The following is a 1,136-nucleotide window of genomic DNA, read 5'->3' on the forward strand; positions in this document are numbered from 1 at the left end:
GCCCTGGGAGGGCGAGGCCGGCGGCCCCGTCTCGGCCCTGCCGGCGGACGGGGAACCGCGCGCGCTGGCCTTCGACCATGCCGACATCCTGGCGCTCGCCGTGCTGCGGCTGCGCGGCAAGCTCGACTATTCGGACGTCGCCTTCGCGCTCCTGCCGGAGACCTTCACCCTCCGGCAGCTCCAGGACGTGCACGCGGCGATCCTGGGTACGCCGCTGAACAAGCCCGCCTTCCGCCGCCGCATGCTCGACCGCGGCTGGCTGGAGCCGACCGGCATGCGCGAGGCCGGCACGGCGTTCCGCCCGGCCGAGCTCTATCGGTTCCGAACGTCCCGTTGACCCGCCAGGAGGACATCATGGCTACGATCCGCAACATCGGCCTGATCGCCCAGCTGAGGAGCGAGGCGAGCCGCCACGTCATCCGCTACAGCAGCGGCCGCGTCCGCCAGAGCGGCCGGGGACTGGTCTTCTGGTTCAGGCCCGAGACCGCCAGCATCAGCGAGGTGCCGGTGGACGACCGCGAGATGACGCTGTTCGTGCGCGGCCGCAGCCGGGACTTCCAGACGGTCGCGGTTCAGGGGACGGTCGGCTGGCACGTCGTCGATCCCGAACTGCTGGCACGCCGGGTCGATTTCTCGATCAACCTCGCCACCGGCCGCCTGCAGGGCGAGCCGATCGAGCAGATCGAGGCGCGCCTCAGCGGCATCGCCGGCCAGGCGGTCCTGCAGTATCTCGGCGCCGCGCCGATCGGCGCCCTGCTCGATGCGGGCCCCGAGCCGCTGCGGGTGATCCTCGAGGCGGTCCTGGCATCGGCCCCGGCGCTCGCCGAGATCGGGGTCGCGGCGGTGTCGGTGCGGCTCACCAACCTCGCACCCACCAGCGAGCTGGAACGCGCCCTGCAGACGCCGACCTACGAGGCGCTGCAGCAGAAGGCCGACGAGGCGACCTTCGCCCGCCGCGCCCTCGCGGTCGAGAAGGAGCGGGCCATCGCGGAGAACGAGCTCGCGACCAAGACCGAGCTGGCCCGGCGCGAGACGCTCCTGATCGTGCAGGAGACGCAGAACGCCCGCGACCGGGCGGCCGGCCTCGCCGAGGCCCAGGGGCTCGAGGCGGCGGCCGAGGCCGAGCGGATCCGGCT

At 73.2% G+C, this 1,136-nt stretch carries 1 protein-coding gene and 1 pseudogene; both read left to right on the forward strand.

Translation table 11 applies throughout. The features are described 5' to 3' along the window. Positions 1–337, forward strand: a pseudogene (locus tag FV228_RS30420) (NUDIX hydrolase); the annotation flags it as partial. A gap of 17 nt (positions 338–354) precedes the next feature. Continuing rightward, on the forward strand, positions 355–1,136 hold a 782-nt coding region (locus FV228_RS30425), incomplete at its 3' end, for an SPFH domain-containing protein (RefSeq protein WP_147857816.1).

Source organism: Methylobacterium sp. WL18 (assembly GCF_008040015.1).
Classification (GTDB): Bacteria; Pseudomonadota; Alphaproteobacteria; order Rhizobiales; family Beijerinckiaceae; genus Methylobacterium; species Methylobacterium mesophilicum.